This is a genomic window from Sphingobacterium sp. B29, assembly GCF_001952815.1.
Taxonomy (GTDB): domain Bacteria; phylum Bacteroidota; class Bacteroidia; order Sphingobacteriales; family Sphingobacteriaceae; genus Sphingobacterium; species Sphingobacterium siyangense.
In genome coordinates, this window is record NZ_CP019158.1 from 6,200,391 (window position 1) to 6,217,909 (window position 17,519).

General features: G+C 39.0%; 14 protein-coding genes and 1 riboswitch. Of the genes, 4 read left to right on the top strand and 10 right to left on the bottom strand.

All coding sequences use genetic code 11. The annotated features are described in order from the left end of the window. Nucleotides 1-56 precede the first annotated feature (56 nt). The 4 genes from metF to BV902_RS26455 all read right to left on the bottom strand — a co-directional run bounded on the left by metF (nucleotide 57) and on the right by BV902_RS26455 (nucleotide 3,526). Nucleotides 57-1,013, bottom strand: coding sequence for a methylenetetrahydrofolate reductase [NAD(P)H] (metF, locus tag BV902_RS26440; RefSeq protein ID WP_075994446.1), 957 nt, complete (start codon nucleotides 1,011-1,013; stop codon nucleotides 57-59). Nucleotides 1,014-1,083: 70 nt separating this feature from the next. Beyond that, a riboswitch (SAM riboswitch) is annotated at nucleotides 1,084-1,186 on the bottom strand. Nucleotides 1,187-1,405: 219 nt separating this feature from the next. Then, on the bottom strand, nucleotides 1,406-2,257 hold the full coding sequence (locus BV902_RS26445; RefSeq protein WP_075994447.1) for a hypothetical protein: 852 nt from the start codon (nucleotides 2,255-2,257) through the stop codon (nucleotides 1,406-1,408). Nucleotides 2,258-2,360: 103 nt separating this feature from the next. Then, nucleotides 2,361-2,885: a ribosome maturation factor RimM gene (gene rimM / locus BV902_RS26450; RefSeq protein WP_075994448.1), complete on the bottom strand. Its 525-nt coding sequence runs from the start codon at nucleotides 2,883-2,885 to the stop codon at nucleotides 2,361-2,363. 119 nt (nucleotides 2,886-3,004) lie between these two features. After that, nucleotides 3,005-3,526, bottom strand: a complete 522-nt coding sequence (locus BV902_RS26455) for a 30S ribosomal protein S16 (protein ID WP_075994449.1) — start codon at nucleotides 3,524-3,526, stop codon at nucleotides 3,005-3,007. A 360-nt stretch (nucleotides 3,527-3,886) separates the two neighbouring features. On the opposite strand from BV902_RS26455, the gene BV902_RS26460 reads away from it, so the two are divergent. Both BV902_RS26460 and BV902_RS26465 read left to right on the top strand, forming a co-directional pair. Further along, nucleotides 3,887-7,237: a UvrD-helicase domain-containing protein gene (locus BV902_RS26460; protein WP_157626253.1), complete on the top strand. Its 3,351-nt coding sequence runs from the start codon at nucleotides 3,887-3,889 to the stop codon at nucleotides 7,235-7,237. A gap of 7 nt (nucleotides 7,238-7,244) precedes the next feature. Then, nucleotides 7,245-10,124: a PD-(D/E)XK nuclease family protein gene (locus tag BV902_RS26465; protein WP_075994451.1), complete on the top strand. Its 2,880-nt coding sequence runs from the start codon at nucleotides 7,245-7,247 to the stop codon at nucleotides 10,122-10,124. 92 nt (nucleotides 10,125-10,216) lie between these two features. Here the strand turns inward: BV902_RS26465 and BV902_RS26470 are convergent, their stop codons facing one another. The 4 genes from BV902_RS26470 to BV902_RS26485 all read right to left on the bottom strand — a co-directional run bounded on the left by BV902_RS26470 (nucleotide 10,217) and on the right by BV902_RS26485 (nucleotide 13,275). Then, the gene (locus BV902_RS26470; protein WP_075994452.1) at nucleotides 10,217-11,086 is read right to left on the bottom strand and encodes a cupin-like domain-containing protein; all 870 of its coding nucleotides are present in this window, start codon (nucleotides 11,084-11,086) and stop codon (nucleotides 10,217-10,219) included. 431 nt (nucleotides 11,087-11,517) lie between these two features. Further along, nucleotides 11,518-12,288, bottom strand: a complete 771-nt coding sequence (locus BV902_RS26475) for a uroporphyrinogen-III synthase (protein ID WP_075994453.1) — start codon at nucleotides 12,286-12,288, stop codon at nucleotides 11,518-11,520. 11 nt (nucleotides 12,289-12,299) lie between these two features. Beyond that, nucleotides 12,300-12,491, bottom strand: a complete 192-nt coding sequence (locus tag BV902_RS28810; protein ID WP_443019248.1) for a DUF4271 domain-containing protein — start codon at nucleotides 12,489-12,491, stop codon at nucleotides 12,300-12,302. Further along, nucleotides 12,412-13,275 carry a DUF4271 domain-containing protein gene (locus BV902_RS26485; protein ID WP_075994455.1) on the bottom strand — a complete coding sequence of 288 codons (864 nt, stop codon included), beginning with the start codon at nucleotides 13,273-13,275 and terminating at the stop codon, nucleotides 12,412-12,414. Before BV902_RS26485 ends, BV902_RS28810 begins: the two co-directional genes overlap by 80 nt. Before the next feature lie 123 nt (nucleotides 13,276-13,398). On the opposite strand from BV902_RS26485, the gene BV902_RS26490 reads away from it, so the two are divergent. Further along, the gene (locus BV902_RS26490; RefSeq protein ID WP_075995004.1) at nucleotides 13,399-13,962 is read left to right on the top strand and encodes a DNA-3-methyladenine glycosylase I; all 564 of its coding nucleotides are present in this window, start codon (nucleotides 13,399-13,401) and stop codon (nucleotides 13,960-13,962) included. A 105-nt stretch (nucleotides 13,963-14,067) separates the two neighbouring features. After that, nucleotides 14,068-14,565 (top strand): hypothetical protein, encoded by a 498-nt coding sequence (locus BV902_RS26495; protein WP_075994456.1) that lies wholly within the window; start codon nucleotides 14,068-14,070, stop codon nucleotides 14,563-14,565. A 44-nt stretch (nucleotides 14,566-14,609) separates the two neighbouring features. Here BV902_RS26495 and hpt read toward each other — a convergent pair whose 3' ends face one another. Then, entirely contained in the window at nucleotides 14,610-15,149 is a 540-nt protein-coding gene (hpt, locus tag BV902_RS26500) for a hypoxanthine phosphoribosyltransferase (RefSeq protein ID WP_075994457.1), read from the bottom strand. A gap of 27 nt (nucleotides 15,150-15,176) precedes the next feature. Continuing rightward, nucleotides 15,177-17,351, bottom strand: coding sequence for a transglycosylase domain-containing protein (locus tag BV902_RS26505; protein ID WP_075994458.1), 2,175 nt, complete (start codon nucleotides 17,349-17,351; stop codon nucleotides 15,177-15,179). Nucleotides 17,352-17,519 lie beyond the last annotated feature (168 nt).

Here is a 17,519-nt window from a genome sequence, read left to right on the forward strand (position 1 = left end):
ATACTACCATAAAAAAAGGGAGCTTATGCGCTCCCTTTTCGTTTTATTTTTATGAGTTAGGCTAGTTTTTCAACAATCTTCTTTGTTGGACCAGGATTACTCATCGTATAGAAATGTAAAACCGGAGCGCCAAATTTAATTAGCTCCTGACATTGCTGCACCAACCACTCTTCACCTACTTGTCTGACGTCGGCATTCGTTTTACATGCTGAAACAGCATCGCTCAGTTCCTCCGGAATATCTAAATGAAATATCCTTGGTAAGGTCACCAACTGTTTTTTCGTTGTCAGTGGTTTTAACCCTGGAATAATAGGGACATGGATTCCGTTGTCCCTACATTTTGTTACAAACTCCTTGTATTTTTCAACATTAAAGAACATCTGAGTCACAATAAACTCTGCTCCCATATCGACTTTTTGTTTCAGGTATTTAAAATCAGTATTGAAATTTGGCGATTCAAAATGCTTTTCGGGATAACCCGCTACACCGATGCAAAAATCAGTCTTTTCCGATGTGATAATGTCTTCATGCAGATACTTTCCTTTATTCATATCAGTTACCTGTTCCAATAGATCTGTTGCAAAGGCATGTCCACCTTCGGTCGGTATAAAATCGGCATCGCCCTTACGTGCATCGCCCCGTAATACCAAGACGTTATCTATCCCCAGGAAGTTCAAATCGATCAATGCATTTTCAGTTTCCTCTTTTGTAAAACCACCACATATCAAATGGGGCACCGCATCTACTTTATATTTATTCATGATTGCAGCACATATCGCCACTGTCCCAGGACGTTTACGATAGGAAACGCGTTCCAGTAATCCACTCGCATGCTCTTTATAGATATAATCTTCCCGATGGTAGGTTACGTCGATAAAAGGAGGTTTAAACTCCATCAGTTCATCCATGGTTTTAAAAATACTTTGGATGCCCTGCCCTTTCGCCGGTGGCAATAGCTCAAAAGAAAACAATGTTTTTCCTTTGGCATTCTGGATATGATCGATAATCTTCATTAAAAAACTGTTTTTAGTTTGGTTGGCTTACATCGAAACGCACACGTCGAGGAATCGTTTATCTACATGTAACTTATCTTTCCCACATGGAGTAGGGTAGAATTTAGCACCTTGAACAATACAGGTTGCTAAGGCTTCAACGGGTCTAGTCCCTCGGCCTTTCTCTATAAGCGTTGCTAATATCGTTTTAAAAAATCAAACGACAAAAATATTTTTTCGAAAAGGCAAAAATAGCGACAAAAAGACTGCAATAAATACGGCTTCGGATTCATTCCCAGGCAACAACAGGAATTTAGGCTCCACCAAATATAAAAGGCTCTAAAAAAACAGATAAAATTAACGATCGAGGATCATCGACCGCGAAGAGACTGACTACGCCACAACAGGATTGGCTAAAGATTCGTTGCTAGGGAATTCCGCAGATTTTTGAGATAAAACGTGATCAATAAGAGTCCCCTAACATGGTACTCCTCTTTCGATCCATATTTAAAACCATCAAATAAATATTGGTAGGCGACTAATGCATTTTTTTCGTTGTAAAATAATTCCTTCCAAGAATCGGGTACATCTGCCCATGCCTTGAGCACAATGCCATTCTCAGCATACATAATGGGTGATTCAACACCATCCATTCGATAATCGTGATGTGTGCCTGAACTTGATATGTGTTGGAAATAAGCGATAGAATAATCTACAAAATTCAATGCCCTGGCTTTTATCTCCTCTTCACTTTCTGATTTTACAGGGGCATTTCGCCATAGATTTACCTGGCTATCAAATTTGCTCGGAGTCTCCCGGATAGGGGTTTTATCTAACACAAAGTTGATATAAAGTTTTTCGCTAGTGGGTACACGTGCTGAGCTAAACTGTGAAAAATCACCTCTCAGCTGAACAAAATCGTTTTTTACCTTAACAATATCCAAAGCGAGACTACCCTTTTTCTCATCGGTCAATTCTAATCGATCGCCGTTAAATCTATACTTACCGTAGAGTAAGATATCATCGATCGCCATCACAAACTTATCTTTATCACGGAGGGAGAGAAAGGACCGATATATCGTCGGGTCATTACCATAGACATCTGCCTCCACATTTTGGGGTGATTCTCTTTTTACTTTATGATACTCCTCATTTGAATAGCCCAATATCATTTGGTAATTGCCTTCAGGAAAGTCCTTTTTCTTCCCAAAGAAAGCACAAGAAGACAACGAGAATAGGAATAGCAGCAGTAATAACGGTTTCAAAATAAATCAATAATTATGGCCAGTAATAATATACAGACCAAGATAAGAAATTACTGCAATAGTTCGTATACCGCTATTTATTTGAATAAGCTTGGGGATATGCTTATTCTTTATAAAGATCCACCAAGCCCTCTGGCAATTCAACTTCAATGATCTCCTCTTCGCCATCGATTCCTAAGATTAAATCATCGGACAATGGGAACATCAGTTCTTTACCGTCCATATTTACCGAAGCGACAAATTGCTGTGGGAATTCCTGAACATCTGTTATTTGCCCCAATTCACCATGGTTTTCATCAATCACTAAAAAACCGATTAAATCAGTATATCTAAAATCATCTGGATCGCGCTCGGGCATCTTATCATTGGAAAGATATAGCTTTTTACGTACAAGTACTTGAGCCTTATCGATATGATCCACATCCTCAAATGTCACATACGCTGTACTATTTTTTTGAAATTTAATGGTATCAACAAAATAAGGAACAAGCTTTTTGTTCACTTCCACAAAGACAACATCGATATTCAAACTCTCGTATTCCTCGAATTCAAAAAATAGTTGTACTTCTCCTTTAAGACCTCTTGTTTTACTGATGTAACCGATGTAAAAGCTTTGATCAATAGTCATATATTTCGTATTTAGCGATTAGCTGTGAGACATGATTTGGCAAACCATTAGCCTATTGGCTGTTTCAAAAAAAGCCGGCTCAAGATTGAGTCGGCTTTCTCGAATACTTTATGAAAGAATTAACCTTCAGTTTCTTCTGATGCAGGAGCTTCAGTCTCTTCAGCAGCAGTTTCTTCCGCTACAGGAGCATTTTTAGCAGCTACAGCAGCAGCTTTTTCTTCTTTTTTCTTAGCTTCAGCCACTAAAGCAGCTTTTTTAGCTTCAGCTTTAGTTTGTGCTAAACCATCTTTTTTACCAGAGATTCTTGCATCATTAGCTTCAGTCCAAGCTGTAAATTTAGCTTCAGCAGCAGCTTCATCAAAAGCACCTTTTTTCACACCACCTTGCAAGTGTTTTTTGTAAAGAACACCTTTGTAAGAAAGGATAGCGCGAGCAGTGTCAGTTGGTTGAGCACCTTTATTCATCCAATCCAAAGCTTTTTCAAAATCCAAAACGATAGTTGCTGGATTTGTGTTTGGGTTGTAAGAACCAATACGTTCGATGAATTTACCGTCACGTGGAGCGCGAGAATCCGCTACGACTACGTGGTAAAAAGGACGTCCTTTTTTACCGTGTCTTTGCAATCTGATTTTAGTTGCCATTTTTTAATTTTATTTTATGTATTCAACATATCCCCCGAGCTTCATACTAGAGGGGATGCAAAGATAGTTATTTTTTTCTAATCATCATTATAATTTAATAAAACTTCACTGAAAACGACAGGGTTAGCTCTTTCAACAAGCTCTTTCAACCGTAATACCTGCCCCTTAGACCTTCATCTTTTCTTGCTTCCATACGGAAGCTACAACAAACTTTTCAAAAATCAAGACAAAAAACAGTTCCTTCCTTCAAAAGGACATCTTTACCAAATCGGTAAGCAGGATGAACCGTTTGGGTACAGTACCTTCGAAATAGTCATCGACATTTTTGCCAATTCACTTTTTACTTTCTACCTTCATTCTATGAAATCTGTTGCGCCATTAAAAATACTAAAAGCTTCGGCCGGTTCGGGAAAAACCTTTAGCTTGACTTTACACTATCTCACACTCCTACTCTCCAACGAGAATAGCTATAAGGAGATTTTGGCGGTGACATTCACCAATAAGGCAACCGCCGAGATGAAAGAACGTATCCTCTCGGTACTCCATGGCTTGGCAACAGGCGATCCTAACCCTAAAATTGAAGATTTCAGAAAGCTTTTACTCCAGCAGCAGCCAGACTGGAATCCGCATCTGGTACAAGAGAAAGCTTTTCGGGTGTATCGACGTATCCTACATGACTACAGTCATTTTACCATAAGTACAATTGATGGATTTTCCCAAAAAGTTATTCGCGCATTTACGTATGAACTCAATCTTGATGCTGCTTATAAGATTGAAATGAATGTCAATAAAGTGAAAAATGACCTGACAGTCATGCTTAATCAATTGCTGGATGAACGACCCGACCTACTGGATTGGATTATCGCTTATGCGGAAAAGAAAATAGCAAAAAATGAAAATTGGAACTACCGTCAACAACTAATGGGTTTGGCAAGTCTTATTTTCTCTGAAAATTTTCAGGAATTTGATGGCTACATCAATTCTGCCAATCCAAAGGAGGTTTTTAATCTCCTCAATCAGGAAGTTGAACAGAAGATAAACTCCTTCACGGAAGCACTCTCCATGACAATTGAAGCCTTTAGTGAAACATTCAGGAATTTTAATATCTCCGAAAGTGACCTGAAAGGTAAATCGCGCAATAAAATAATCTCCGCTAGCAAAACCAATAAAAAAACGGAAAAGCTGAGCGCTTCCGAAATTGCCAAGGTACTGGAAAAGTATCTCCAGTTGATCGACAATGAAGATGCTTTTACAGATAGTGACAAAAATATACGGCATGATCTTATCGCCGCACTCAGCCCCATTCTGGCATCGTTCCAAAAGCTACACGATAATCTATCGGCTTACATTGCTTATCAAGCGGTACAAAGTAATCTCTATTACCTACGCCTGCTTAAGGAAATGAGCGACTTACTGACGCAATGGCGGCGGGACAATGGCGCTCAATTAATTTCCGACTCGCAGATTTTATTAAACAAACTCGGACTTGATGAAAATAGCGACCCAACATTTATCTGGGAGAAAATCGGCAATCGTTTTAACTACTTTTTGTTTGACGAATTTCAGGATACCTCGCGTATTCAGTGGAAAAATTATAGCCCACTACTGATCAATGCATTGGCAGATGCCAAAGGCACAATCAGCGAACACCTGATCGTTGGGGACGTCAAACAGAGTATTTATCGCTGGCGAAATGGGGATTGGCGTATACTCCTGCAACAGGTAGAACAACAGGTTGGTCACACCTTTCACTTAGACGAGGATAGCAAAACCACCTTTATCGAAAACGGAAGCCTTGACACCAATTTTAGAAGTCTTCCAAATATCATCCATTTAAACAATTACCTCTTTAGCAGTATTCCCCAGCATCTGCAACAGGTATTGAATGAAAAAGTATTCGAAAGCCTTGATGAAGAAGGTAAACAGTGGTGGATTTCTACTGGCAATGACACGATGCTGGTCAAAGCTTATGAAAACAGCCAACAGGAAATACCTGAACATAAAAAAGGGAAACTTGAGCAATTAGGATCTATCGAAATCTCCTACATTCCTGTCACTGATGGACGCTACAGAAGAAATCAGGTTATTGAAGAATCGCTACTACAACTATGTCAAAAAATAGGCGACTGGCTCGGTAGTGGACGATATCAGGCGCAGCAGATCGGTATCCTGGTACGGAGTAATGTGCAGGCTAAATTGGTCATCCAAAAGCTCATGGACTTCAAAAAAGAGCAGCAGCTTACATTTGAAGTGATATCTGGTGATGCATTATCCTTAGCAAGCAATGATTCTGTACTATTGTTGATCGAAACGTTGAAGGCTTTAGTCTATAATTCGGATAAACATACCATCCATAAAGCAAAGATGGTCTATCTATACCAGCATATTCAAAACAAGACAATCGATCAGAATGCATGGTTAAAATTTGCCGGCAATGACATCCGCGCACTTAAAGATTATCTCCCCGAGGCGCTGATTGACTCCTGGGAAATGGCGCAGAAACAGCCTTTAGTTCATTTAATTGAAAAACTCATTGAAATCTACGGTTTCACAACCACAGACAATATCCACCTCCCTTACCTCCTGGCGTTCAAAGATATGATCTCAGCTTTCTCCACCAATGGCGAACGTGGCATTATACAGTTCCTGGAGTTTTGGGAAGAAGATGGCAACCGGGCGGTGCTCCCTTCCAACGGAGAAATTAATGCGATCGAGGTAACAACAATCCACAAATCAAAAGGTCTGGCCTATGACGTTGTGATGATTCCATTCTGTTCCTGGGATCTCGATGGCATGATCAATGGCGATTTTTGGATAGAGACCTCGGATACTCCTTTTGCCCAATTGGGAAAAATTCCAATAAAATATACATCTACAGTCGGCAAATCTGTATTTTTCAAGCAATATTTTGAAGAGATGCTGTTCAACTACATGGACGCCCTCAACACATTCTATGTAGCAACAACACGTGCTGTTGAACACCTCTATATTACGGCTCCTTCCTTTAAAGAATCTGTTGACAAAAAAACGGGTGAAATTACAGGATATGATATTAAAGACGAATATATCAGCGATGTGCTCTATCAAGTCTTGGATAGCCCCATAGCTCCGTTTGCACTGGAAGAAAAAGGTGTACACATCGATCAAACGATCGAACAAAAAAAACATCAGGCTCAGAAAGACAATATTATTTCCCTTCGCCATTACCCCATTTCCAAAGAATTGGAAATGGCCTTAGAAAAATCGAGTACGCGTAACATCAATGATATTATGATGCTGGAAAAAGCCGCGCAGTACGGCATATTGGCCCACGATATTATGGCTCAAATTTCAAAGGAAGAAGACATCCATAAACTGGTACGCCAACTGATCCAGGAAGGAATCCTTTCCAAAGAGGAAGAGCCTTTTCTCATGCAGGAGATCAATCAGATCTGGAAGCACCCCCTAATCAATAAATGGCTCACCGGGAACTATAAAATCTGGAATGAAGCAAGCATTATTACCGCCAAGGGTGAGACCATTCGTCCAGATAAGGTCTTCACCTCCGTGGAAGAAACAATCGTTCTGGATTTTAAATTCACACAGACAGACTATATTGGGCACAAGTACCAAGTCGACAACTATAAAAAGAATTTGGAGAACCTTGGTTATAACAACGTTAAAGCCTATCTCTATTATGCGAAATCAAATCAATTAACTGAAGTAAAATAATAGCACGATGCAGACAGCCTTTCTAAAATTAGTAGCAGCAGACATTCAAAAACGTTTTGGAAACGATCTGAGTGAAATTGCCATCGTGTTTAATAATAAACGGCCGATTACCTACCTCAAAAAACATCTCTCTGAAGTGTATGGCCAGGCGATCTGGTCGCCGCAGTTTTTTACGATTCAGGAATTTTTCAGACTTTCGACCGATGATACCGAAGCCAGTCCTTTAACCCAATTTTTTCATCTGTTTAATATTCATAATGAGTTATTGGTAGCTGAGGGCAGGCAACCAGAAACGCTGGAAGAGTTCTATCCCATTGCCGAAATTATATTGAGTGACTTCGGTCAACTGGATTATGATCTCGTTCCCATCGAGCAGATCTATTTAGAACTTTATGACAATACCAAAATCGACATTGCTTTCCAACATCTCACGCAAGAACAGCAAGGGTTTATCCGTCAATTTTGGCAGTCTTTTTCTATTGCGGGGCATAGTGGAGTACAAGAGCGCTTTCTTCAACTTTGGAAAAGACTGCCGGTATTATATGATCGATTCAAAGAAAAGCTTAAAACAGAAGGCCAAACCAACTATCCAACAATCTACCGTGATCTGGTTGAAGGCAAGGCTACAAATCAGCAGTTTGCATCTTCCTTTCAGCATATCCTTTTTGTCGGTTTCAATGCTTTAAATAAAGTTGAGGCAAAATTATTTAGACAATGGCAGGACAAAGGCAGCGCACTATTCTATTTTGATGCCGATGCCTATTACCTGGAGGACACTATGCAGGAGGCGGGACTTTTTATCCGTCGAAATATTTTTCAAACAGGTTTGGTCAATGCGCTTGGCGATAGCCCGAACATTATAGGCAATAGAACCTCAACCGTAAATCTATATGCCAGCACCGGAAAAATCAGCCAAACAAAATTGCTCTATGATATCCTCGAACAGCACCATAAAGCGGAACAGACCTCTGCCATTCTTCTAGCAGATGAAAACCTACTGGTTCCTTTGCTACAGAGTCTACCCGATGTCAACCCCAACATCACAACGGGATATCCACTGACGCAGTCTCCCATTTTCGGTATCCTGGACCTATGGATGGATGTACATTTGGAGATATCACAGTTCAAGAGGCGGAAGATTCCTTATCAGGTCATAGAGACCTTTATCAACCATCCGCTCAGCATGGTTTCTTTAGCAGATAAACTTCAGATCCAAAAAGAGATTGCCGACAAACAGCTCTTTGAGATCGCATTGGAGGAACTTCATCTCAAAAGCTCCCTGCCTCAGTTTTTTGTGCCAATCGAAAATTCGGCACATTTGATCCCTGCGCTCATTCTGATCGTCGATGACCTATTGCATAGCATCTCTTCTCAGGAGCGCATCCGCCAAATTGACAACAACCTTTTGATCGAAACAAAGAAAACGTTAAATCAGCTGCTACTGGGCTTTGAAACAGTTGCGCCCTTAAGCATCAGCTTCCAGATTGGCCTGATTAAAAAAGCAATCGCTCCAATAAATTCAGCGATAGAAGGAGATCCGCTAGAAGGAATTCAGATTATGGGACTCTTGGAGAGCCGTTGTTTAAATTTTGACAACGTATATATTTTAGGCGCAAATGAAGGCATTCTACCCAAAACGTCCAATTCACCGACCTTTATACCTAATAGCCTGAGAAGCGCTTATGGCCTTCCCATATTGGAGAATCAGGATGCACTGTCAGCTTATTTATTCTATCGCCATTTTCAATACAGTGAAGGAATACATATTTTCTACAATGGCTTAGTAGACGAAAGCTCTACCGGCGAAGAAAGTCGCTTTATCAAACAGCTGGAGTTTGAAAGTAAATTTCAGTTTGACCGAAAAATTCAACAACAGACCATCCAATTTGCGGATAAGGCGCAAGAGATTGTCATCGAGAAACGTGGTCAAGTCTGGGAAAAGATATATCAGGATTTTATCGTCAACCAGAAAAGGATATCTGCAACGGCACTAACAACTTACCTGCAATCCCCGCTACAGTTTTTTTTAAAACATATTGCCGGTATCAAAGAACCACCTTCAATCTCTCAGGAATTTGAGATGAATAAACTGGGAACTGTCATCCATAATGTCATGGAGAAGATATTCCTACCTTTCAAGGGGCAGCAGGACTTTACACCGACAACTGTCTTACGGCACGAGATCGACAAAATAGAAGCACAGGTGATTCGTGAAATAGGCCTGCAATATCAGATCGAATTAAAGACAACACATGACTTAAACAGCCTGCAGCGGATCATGCTGAAGATTGCCTGCGAGTATGTCAAGATGTATCTTGAATATGACATCAACAACTACAAAGCATTTCGGATTATTGAACTCGAGAATGACAACGATTATGTACTGCCCTTTCCTATTGAGATCAATGGAGAAGAACAACAGGTCACACTTTACGGCATCATTGACCGTGTAGATGAGGTCGTAACACACGACGATCGTATTATCAGTAGAATTGTTGATTACAAGACTGGTGGAGACTCGATCATATTCAAAGAAATCGACCAGGTATTTGCGCCAAATACCGAAAATAAAGCCATGGTGCAGACGCTATTCTATGCCTATGTATTCGAACAAAAGACAGGAAGGAAACAACTCGAACCTCATCTCTATGTCGCCCGTAAAATGCGGGAAGAAGGGACATTATTCAGTGGTAAATCGGGAATATTGACTGATGAATTCCTTGCTTTCCAGAAAGAAAATTTTGTCAGATTCCTGCGAGATATTCTTCAGGAAATCTTTAACCCAGATGTTCCATTTCGGCATAACCCGGACGCAATGATTTACCCAAGCGACCCTTATACACTATTCTACCGGGAAGCTAGCAAATGGGACGATACAGAAGAATAAAAAAGCCTTATTGCAGTGTGAGGGTAAGCTAGGTTTGATACATAAAATACGCTAAAAAACAAAAGGGGACATTTTACTGTCCCCTTTCTATATTAACGTTTGTTTCTTTTAATTGCTTTATTGGCTCGACGCTTTGCTGTATTAATTTTATAATGGAACCAATGGTCTTTGAAGATCTTTCGCATCGTATTGTCAAAATGCCTTGTGATAAACAGATTACGCGCCCCCTGCAATTTCTCACTGATCGAATTTGCTAACGCCCTAACAGAAATCGAATAGCCCTCTGTCTCATACTGAATATAGTGCCACCAGCCTGCTGGCATATATAAGGTCTCTCCAGGATGAATGACAGCTTCATAACCATCTAGGTACTTTATCCCGGGATATTCCTCTTCACTACTATATTTGGGGTTTGCAATACTATGAAAATTGTATGGCAATTTGTACATCAAATCAGATTGATCATTTGGAAAAAGCCAAATACGTTTTAATCCTTGGAATTGAGAAATAAACACGTGTGACATATCAATATCGAAATGATTACGGGTACTTGACCCCTCTCCACCAAAGAACATAAACGGCAACCATTGCAATACCTTACCGCCTGTAACATCGTTATAAATAACATCGTGTTTCAGTTCAGGACGTATCTTGAGTAGATTGAACAAAAACAACCGTAACTCTGTAGGCTCTTTTGTGATCAGATCCAAATATTCTGCAAATGTCATATGGCCAACAGGAGCACTGGCAGCACGGTCCATTGATTCTTCCTCTTTTCCATAGACATCTATCTTTATATCTCCTGCGATTTCCTTAAAGTAATCATAACTCCATTTCTTCCACGCTGGACTTTCTGCACTGATAAAATCTGATATGATTACAGGAAAACCTGGTTTCAGATAATTCTTTAAAAAGTCCTCTGATTGAATGCCCGAAATTTTATCAACTTGCTTTAACTTCACGACTGACTAATTTTGCTTAATTACAAACATAAAAAAAATATTTCTATCAAATTTTAAAAATACTGCCTATGCTTTATTTTTAATTGGAATAAATTACTCCAAGCAATTTAATAGAAATATACTTAAAATCTCAATGACCATCGTCACTTTTATTACATTTTAACATCATCGATTCGACTCGCCACCATTTCTATACCCCTACAGATAAAAATACGATTCATCTATCTTTCATACAAGATGAACATACCCCACAAATTGATCATCCGGCCAATTCGTAAAATTGTCATCGTACCATTCCCGATTCGGAATGATAAAACTCAACAGCAACGCCCGTAAAAGTCTTTACAGATCCTTGCCGATCTTAAACTGCACACATAACAAAAAAAGGGTCTTAAGAACCCTTTTTTTGTTATTTACCTTATGTTAGGCTATTACTTATTTACCTTTTTGATATATTCTTCAACAGCCATCGTCATACTAGGCGCTTTTGGTGTTGGAGCAGGGATATCTAAAATCAATCCGTGATCTAAAAGAGCCTGTTGAGTAGAAGCACCAAATGCTGCAATCCTTGTATTATTCTGCTTAAAGTCAGGGAAGTTATCATATAAGGACTGTACACTTGAAGGACTAAAGAACACGATAACATCGTAGAAAACATCTTTCAAATCAGTCAAATCGCTTACAACAGTTCTAAAAAGCACAGCCGGTGTAAATTTATAGCCGTTTTGTTGTAACCAATTACTTGTTTCCTCATTGGCCACATCCGAACAAGGGAACAAGAAATTCTCCCCTTTGTGTTTTTTCAATACCTCTTCAAGGTCTTTCGCGGTCTGTTTACCAAAGAAAATCTTCCGTTTTCTATATTGGATATACTTTTGAAGATAGAGGGCAATCGTCTCTGAAATACAGAAATATTTCATTTCTGCAGACACTTCAAATCGCATCTCTTCACAAATTCTAAAATAATGATCTACAGCATTTCTGCTCGTAAATATTACGGCAGAATAATCTGCTAAATTAACCTTATCCCTACGCACATCTTTGGCAGGAACTCCTTCTACGTGTATAAAACCTCGAAAGTCTAATTTTAACCCGTATTTCTTTGCTAAATCATAATAAGGGGACTTATCGTTTTCAGGTTTTGGTAAAGTCACCAGTACACTTTTTACCTTCTTTGCTCTTTCTACGTCTGAAGTTTGCATATTAACCAGTTTTAGCTCAATAATCTTAACAGTATTAATATTGGTGCTATTTCTAGGCAACAAAGGTACAAAATTAAATAGGAAATTGAAAATTTATACATAGACATAATATGAGTCGCTGTCTTAAGAAACCGATAGAAAAAGAGTAAGGCCACTCCAACAATAGCCAAATGCAGTACAACTCCTACCGATGTCAAAGGCACAAGACTCAAAATTAATAGTACAGGAAGCATTAAAAAAAAGTGTATTGAAATAAATCAGATACAGCACGGTCACATATTCCTTTACCAACTTTCTAATTTGAAAAACAAAGGATAGGAATCGGATAAATCCGATTTTTAACGCAAACAAAGCACCAACCATTCCCGCAGTCTTCATATAATTGGGAAAAGTAATAAAATCGAATCTATTTAATTCATATGCATAAAATAGACTTACAAATAAGCCTATTGCCCCAGAAAATAATATAAATAGAAAAATAAATGGCCAAGATGTCAGGATCGTATCCTCTTTGCTTACAGACAATAAGACCCTATCATCCCAGTACCCCTGAAAAACCAATTTAATATCAGAAGGGAAAAATACCCGAATCAACCCAACACCAAAAATTAATGCGAGAACTGTAAATAAAATCCAGTTTTCACGATGAGCCTTGAGCGTTCCATATTGCCGATCCAAATTGCTACTTCTTAATTTGCTCTGAAAATACTGCTGAACATCAAAATTATAAATGTTATGAATCCTTAAACCTTCCCCGTTCACTGTTACGATCCGATATTGATTCTGTAACGCAGGATTCAAGGATGCCAAAACTTTCTGGTTTGGCGATTCAACAGAATCCTTTACGATATTTAGACTATCAGTACTAACTGTACTGCTGTCCTGTACAACCGTCCGAAAAGTCCGCCGCTGCGCATTCAATCCCGTAATTGAAAACAGCAGTAGTACTACAAATAGAATATGATATTTGAAGATAGTTACGCTCATTAAAATGAATTGTCTCTTAACGGTAATGAAATGCTCATGAACCGTCTATATTCGAAACTCTTTAATTGTGGTCGTAAAGTTAGGATAAAAAGTTATATTGCATTCAAAAAATCTTCAGAGAACATGTACAAAGAAATCATACGTTGTCAATGGTGCGGATCTGATCCGCAATATGTCGATTATCACGATAAAGAATGGGGACGACAAGTCCACGATGACAAAACTTTATTTGAATTTTTGATCTTAGAGTCTGCACAAGCCGGCTTAAGCTGGATTACGATTCTTCGGCGAAGAAAGGCATACCAAGAAGCTTTTGCCAATTTTGATGTTGATCAAGTCGCTGCTTATACCAACGAACATGTTGCTAGACTTTTGGTCGATTCGGGAATTATCAAACACAGGAATAAAATTGAATCCACCATTACCAATGCACAGCATTTTAAGAAAATCCAAGCAGAATATGGTAGCTTCTACGACTATTTATACACCTTTTTGCCTGAAAAAAAACCAATTGTCAACCACTGGACCAGTCTGCAACAGGTACCTGCAACTACAGCGATTTCTGATAAAATAGCAAAAGACATGAAGAAAAGGGGATTCAAATTTTTCGGTTCTACCATCTGTTATGCTTATATGCAGGCCGTTGGAATGGTGAACGACCATATCGAAACCTGTTCGTTTAAATAAGTTAACCATTAAAATGCGCATAGGTTTCGCAAACACCAATTTATAGGAATCAAAACCGGTTCTCTACACCATAAAAACAGACCGATAAGAACAGCAATACAACATATGAATCAAATCGACCTAAAACAAAACCAATTGGTATTAAAAGAAAAAAGGGGGCCTCTAATTGCCAGACTATTCATCTATTTACTTACCATATTTTCTATAATTCTACCCCTTGGTGGCGTCACTGTCAATGTATCCAATAGCGGGCTGACAATTGTGAGTGTTATCATGCTTGGCTTATTTGGATTAATAGCATACTATATGCTCCGTGTTTCATTATGGAATACCTATGGCGCTGAAATTATTGAATTTCAAAAAAACAAAATCAACTACACCGCCGACTACCAATGGTTTAAAGGGGGTCAAAAAGAATTTGATTTTGAAAAGATAGACTTTACAATACAAAAATCGGGCTATGAGGAAGATAACAAAGGTGTTTTAGTCATTAAATTTGATGAAAAGGAAATACTTGAAACTGTCTCCAAACTACCGTTATCAGATTTAGAAATTTTACGCATAAATCTGAAAGAATTATACAACGATCAAACACCTGAATAGATCAAAATTCTATAGTTAAAATCTAATGATCACTTGTTAGTACATTAGACTGCTACGTTTTTATAAATATCAGGGAGATTCCGACAAAGACCATTAAAATCCATACCATACCCAACTACAAATTCTTTACTTATTTCAAAGCCAACATAGGTCAATTCCTCGAAATGATACTGCAGCGCCTCAGGTTTCACCAAAAGTGCACAGGCAATCACACTCGCTGGATTTAATTTTTTTACGGCATCCAAGGTATACTTCAGGGAATGCCCGGAGTCGACAATATCTTCTACAATAATCACATCACGGCCTTCAAGATCGATACCAAGTCCTAAAAGCTCGTTTAATTCAGATTGCCCGGTTCCAATATAAGAAGCCAACTTAATAAACGACATCTCACAAGGAACATCAATTTGCTTAAGCAAATCTGCCATAAACATAAAACATCCATTCAAGACGCCTATAAAAACAGGCTGTTTGTGTTCATAACGCAGGCTTATATCAATCCCCATCAAGCGCACTCGTTTCTGAATTTGCTCCTCTTCAAATAAAGGTTCGAAAAGCAGTCCGTCAATTTCTATCTTTTTCATGCTAATATTCTTCTTTCAGCACAGGCACTATTTGTGTGTGTCGTTTTCTTTTTCCTCTTTTTTACGCCCTAATATCTTGTCAAATAGCGATCGTTTTGGTTTCTCCTGCTCACTAGCCTCCTCCTCTTTCTTTTCTGTTAGATCCATTTGTTTTAGCTTCTTCGGAACAGATACATGCTCAAGATTGTCGGTAGGAGAACTACTTTCGAGACGATCGAACAACAATGGATCATCCCCCATATCTAATACATCAACAGAATCTACCACAGCTGGTCTTGCTGCCCGCAGATGCGGCTGCAGAACAACTTCATAAAAACCATAATTTGAAGTTGTTGAATCCACACTAATCTGCCCTGTTTTGGTCATAATATGACCATAGGTATTAAAATAGCGCAACATATTCCCTTTCAGGTGCCCTGTCCAGTCAAAAAAGTTGAGTCCCTTTTTAGGACGCGGAACAATGCTCGACAAAAATATACTTTCTCCAAGCCCTAATTGCGCTGGTGTTTTCCCAAAATAATAGCGTGCAGCTTCGGTAATACCATATACATTATTTCCCCACTCGATGACATTCAGGTAAACCTCGTACATGCGTTTTTTACTCACTTGCTGCGAGCGTTCCATCAGCCATACCAGCAAAATTTCCTCCAGCTTCCGTACAACCGTCTTATTGCGATTTAGAAAAACATTTTTCACCAGTTGCATTGATATCGTACTCGCCCCGCGCTTAAATCCTTTTTCCTTAATGTTTGTAGCAATAGAGAGTTTAAAAGCTTTCTCCTCAAAGCCCTTGTGCTTAAAGAAAAATGGATCTTCGGTATTGATCAAACTAATCTGCATATAACGGGATATTTGATCTATAGGTGTAAAATTAGGATTTTGAGGTCCGACAACAATTTCCCGCATCGGCTTACCATCTTCATAGGCTGTATACGTGAATGGTGTATTTAACATCGCAATATCGGCCTCCCCCCATTTGACAACTTTTAAATCCCTATCATCCATTTTGGAAGAGAAAAGAAGCTTTTCGGGCTTTTTGATTTCGAGAGCAAAGTTCAGATCGTATTGAATATGCCCCTCCACCTGAATACCGTCTAAGCCAGGAAATAATCCAACTGGCATGGCATCAAAAAAGTGCTGAGCCTCTATCCTATCGGTATGAATGGCGAGGAAGAGTTCTTTTTCCGGCTTGTGCACATATTTGATATAAGGAGAAAACACGAAATCTTTGACCTGAACGGTACTTTCTTTGCTCACTTCAATCGATGATGCTCCAATATTCAATGCCCCCTGCATGATGGCCTCAGGAAAAATAACATCTTTACTAGAAATACGCCAGTGATTTACTTTCAGATTTTTAAATCCCCATTGCCCATGCAACTCCAGCAACTCCTTATTTCTTCGATGAGCCTTGTCCAATCGGAAGGATATTTCATCAAAACTTACCGCGAGACCAAATTTGCGCTGTAATAGTGGAAGATTTACCTCTTTTTTATCGGAAAAAAGACGAAGGTCACATTCTTGATTATCTGAATCAATCGTTCCGGTCAGATTCCAGGCTGCCTCATGGTCATTTAACAGAAACTTGGTTTCCATATCTCCGCCGTCTATCACAGCAGAAGGAATTGCAATGCGTTGTGAAGTACTGTCGTCACGATAGGAAAACTCAAGGTTCTTGAGATCGAGGTCATTTGGAATCTTAAAAAATACATTTTTCAACAATCGATCTGCCAAGGCCGCCAGATTCTGCTTTGGGTTATCATTTTCAATAGTATCCTTTTTCTGCTTCTTGAACAGGAAATCGTAGTTACTGATCGAATCCTTTTTAACAAGAGAAACCTTCCCATTATCTAAAAGAACTTGTCCTAACTTCACATCCCCAAATAACAAAGGCCACAATTTTACAGACACTGTCAAATCATTGATTTGAGCCAGTTGATCCCTATTTTTGGGCAATAGCTGTATATTCTTAAACTGTACGGCATTAATCCCCTGGAAAGCATAATATTGAATCTTCAATTCCATATCATACTTTTCAAGCAACTTCGCTTTCGCTTTGTTGATTGCTCCCATGAGCATGGCATCTCTTTTCTGATAAGCATAGGTGCCTACTGCGATCGCCAAAACCAAAATAGCAGCTAAAGCAATATAAAGCCATCGCCATTTGCGGGACTTAAAAGATGTTATAAATCGATTGGACATAATTATTACTTAATGCAAATTCGTGCATATCAACAGTCAAACTTAGATAAATTTGGCTGCATATACAATTATAATTCACTGAAACCAGGATGGCCTTTATCCCTTTCTACAGTCCGACAAAATTATTTAGAAAACAGGTTGGTTACCCGAAAACGAAAATGGACTGGA

What these genes read in the sequence shown, in the direction of transcription:
- metF (WP_075994446.1), bottom strand. Translation starts at nt 1,013, where the DNA reads ATGAAGATTATCGATCATATCCAGAATGCCAAAGGAAAAACATTGTTT.
- rimM (WP_075994448.1), bottom strand. Translation starts at nt 2,885, where the DNA reads ATGACTATTGATCAAAGCTTTTACATCGGTTACATCAGTAAAACAAGA.
- BV902_RS26455 (WP_075994449.1), bottom strand. Translation starts at nt 3,526, where the DNA reads ATGGCAACTAAAATCAGATTGCAAAGACACGGTAAAAAAGGACGTCCT.
- BV902_RS26460 (WP_157626253.1), top strand. Translation starts at nt 3,887, where the DNA reads ATGAAATCTGTTGCGCCATTAAAAATACTAAAAGCTTCGGCCGGTTCG.
- BV902_RS26465 (WP_075994451.1), top strand. Translation starts at nt 7,245, where the DNA reads ATGCAGACAGCCTTTCTAAAATTAGTAGCAGCAGACATTCAAAAACGT.
- BV902_RS26475 (WP_075994453.1), bottom strand. Translation starts at nt 12,288, where the DNA reads ATGCAAACTTCAGACGTAGAAAGAGCAAAGAAGGTAAAAAGTGTACTG.
- BV902_RS26485 (WP_075994455.1), bottom strand. Translation starts at nt 13,275, where the DNA reads ATGAGCGTAACTATCTTCAAATATCATATTCTATTTGTAGTACTACTG.
- BV902_RS26490 (WP_075995004.1), top strand. Translation starts at nt 13,399, where the DNA reads ATGTACAAAGAAATCATACGTTGTCAATGGTGCGGATCTGATCCGCAA.
- BV902_RS26495 (WP_075994456.1), top strand. Translation starts at nt 14,068, where the DNA reads ATGAATCAAATCGACCTAAAACAAAACCAATTGGTATTAAAAGAAAAA.
- hpt (WP_075994457.1), bottom strand. Translation starts at nt 15,149, where the DNA reads ATGAAAAAGATAGAAATTGACGGACTGCTTTTCGAACCTTTATTTGAA.
- BV902_RS26505 (WP_075994458.1), bottom strand. Translation starts at nt 17,351, where the DNA reads ATGTCCAATCGATTTATAACATCTTTTAAGTCCCGCAAATGGCGATGG.